The 2,486-nt window shown below is 70.6% G+C and carries 2 protein-coding genes and 1 pseudogene; 1 reads left to right on the top strand and 2 read right to left on the bottom strand.

Going from position 1 to position 2,486, the window contains the following annotated elements:
* Positions 1-607 (bottom strand): annotated as a pseudogene (locus ACYVE7_RS32510) (DUF6421 family protein); the annotation flags it as partial.
* A 146-nt stretch (positions 608-753) separates the two neighbouring features.
* Here ACYVE7_RS32510 and gltX point away from each other — a divergent pair.
* On the top strand, positions 754-2,136 hold the full coding sequence (gene gltX / locus ACYVE7_RS32515) for a glutamate--tRNA ligase (RefSeq protein ID WP_460370211.1): 1,383 nt from the start codon (positions 754-756) through the stop codon (positions 2,134-2,136).
* A gap of 25 nt (positions 2,137-2,161) precedes the next feature.
* Here the strand turns inward: gltX and ACYVE7_RS32520 are convergent.
* Positions 2,162-2,486: cupredoxin domain-containing protein (locus ACYVE7_RS32520; protein ID WP_460370212.1), on the bottom strand; the 325-nt coding region annotated here is incomplete at its 5' end.

The following is a 2,486-nucleotide window of genomic DNA, read 5'->3' on the forward strand; positions in this document are numbered from 1 at the left end:
CGCCCGCGGGGTCGGCGGTCGCGGACGTGCGCAGCAGCACCTGGCCGCCGGCCGGGGCCGTCAGCGCGCCGGTCCGGTAGAAGCAGGCGGTGTGGATGCCGGCGAGCAGGTCGTCGGCGCCGGTCAGCTGCTGCGGCTCGGCGAGCACCCAGTGCGCGACGCCCTTGTCGCAGTTCCTGGCGTCCTGCACGGTGACGTTCCGCACGCCCACCCCGAACCGGTCCAGCAGCTCGGTCAGGTTGGTGCCGTACTTGTCCTGCTCGCACTCGGCCATGACGATCAGGCCGCCGCCGTCCCGGACGAACGCCTCGATCGCGTCCAGCTCCTCGGGCGCGAAGATCGGGGTGCCGATCCCGGTGGTGCGCTCCCAGTGGTCGTCCGCCGGGTGGGCGATGACCAGGACGTCCTTGTCCTTGAGCGCCTCCGCGGTCAGCGGACCCTCGACATGGGGCTCGATCGAGTGGCCCGACCTGCGCAGCAGCTCGGCCGCCTCGGTGTAGCCCGCGTCGGCCGGGTTGCCCGGGTTCATGGCACGCGCCTGCTCGGGCCGGATGCTCCAGGCCTCGCGGTGCGCCTCGTCGAACAGCACCTGGGCGAATCCCCGCATGTAAATACCTCCCCAACCGACGGTCGAACAATGGAGATATTACGGCAAAAGAGTCTAGATTCCGCAAGTTCTCCTGTTTGTAGTGTTACATGCCCCGAACAGTCGCGGATGACGCTCCCGAGCTCCACGACCTCTAGGCTTGGGCCATGTCTTCTTCGGCTTCCTCGATCCGCGTACGCTTCGCCCCTTCCCCGACCGGCATGTTCCATGTCGGCGGAGCCCGCTCGGCCCTGTTCAACTGGGCGATCGCCGAGCAGAGCGGGGGCACCTTCGTCCTGCGGATCGAGGACACCGACGCCAACCGCAACCGCCCCGAGTGGACGGACGGGATCATCTCGGCCCTCGCCTGGATCGGGATCAACACCGATTCCGCCTTCTTCGAGGGCCCGCTTTACCAGTCCCACCAGGAGCCGCAGCACCGCGCCGCCGTCGCCAGGCTCAAGGCGGACGGCCGCGCCTACCACTGCTCCTGCACCCGCGACGAGGTGATCGCCCGCACCGGCGACTCCAACCGGGGCTACGACGGCTTCTGCCGCGACCGCGGCCTGGCCGAGGGCGTCGTCCGGTTCCGCACCCCCGACGAGGGCGTCACGGTCGTCGAGGACAAGGTCAAGGGCTCCGTGGAGTTCCCGAACTCCTCGATCGAGGACTTCGCGATCGCCCGCTCCGACGGCTCCCCGCTGTTCGTCCTCGCCAACGTCGTCGACGACATCGAGATGCGGATCACCCTCGTGGTCCGCGGCGACGAGCACCTGTCGAACACCCCCAAGCAGCAGCTCCTCTGGGACGCCCTCGGCACCACCCCGCCGGTCTGGGCGCACATCCCGGTGATCGTCAACGAGAAGCGCCAGAAGCTCTCCAAGCGCCGCGACAAGGTCGCCCTGGAGGACTACCGGGCCGAGGGCTACCTGGCCGACGCCATGGTCAACTATCTGATGCTGCTCGGCTGGGCGCCCGCGGGCGACCGCGAGATCGTGCCGTGGGCGGAGATGGCCGAGGAGTTCCGGCTGGAGAACGTCAACACCTCGCCCGCCTTCTTCGACGTCAAGAAGCTCCGCGCGATCAACGGCGAGTACATCCGGGCCCTGCCCGCCGAGGAGTTCGCCGCCGCGTGCGACCCGTTTCTCGACCCGTCCTGGGACCGGAAGGTCTTCGCCGAGCTGGCGCCGCTGGCCCAGACCAGGCTCGCCGTGCTCGCCGAGATCGGTGAGCTGGTCGACTTCGCCTTCCTCGACGAGCCCGTCAACGACGAGGCCGCCTGGGCGAAGGCGATGAAGGAGCCCGCGGCCGAGCTGCTCAAGGCCACCGCCGCCGCCTACGCCACCGTCGACTGGACCGCCGACGCCCTCAAGACGACCCTGGAGGAGGTCGGCACCCGGTTCGGGCTGAAGCTCGGCAAGGCCCAGGCGCCCGTCCGGGTCGCCGCCACCGGCCGCACCGTCGGCCTGCCGCTGTTCGAGTCACTGGAGATCATCGGCCGGGAGACCACCCTGGCCAGGATCGACAAGGCCCTCGCCCGCCTCGCCTGACCGTCCGCAGCGGCCCCGGGCCTGATCACTGGAAGGTGATCGAGCCCGGGTAGTGGCCAGCCGAGCAGATGAACCGCAGCCGCCCGGGGGGCCGCGCGCCCAGCTCGATCCGGGTCTCGCCCGTCACCGGCAGCATCCGCTCCAGCCCGAGCTGGGGCAGTTCGAGCGCCCGGGTGCAGCCCGTCGGCCCGTCCGTCCTGACGACCAGGACGGTCGGCAGCTCGGCCCGCGCCCCCAGCAGGGCGGGACGGTAGCCCCGGTCGGCCGCATGGACCGTCACGACCTGCACCCCGTCCGGGCCCGTCGCCACATACCGCGGATCGATCGACGCCGCCGCGGTGTCGGCGGGC

This window comes from Actinocorallia lasiicapitis, from assembly GCF_054778695.1.

Bases quoted from the DNA above. Each gene is read 5' to 3' on its own strand.
- gltX (WP_460370211.1), top strand. From the start codon at position 754: ATGTCTTCTTCGGCTTCCTCGATCCGCGTACGCTTCGCCCCTTCCCCG.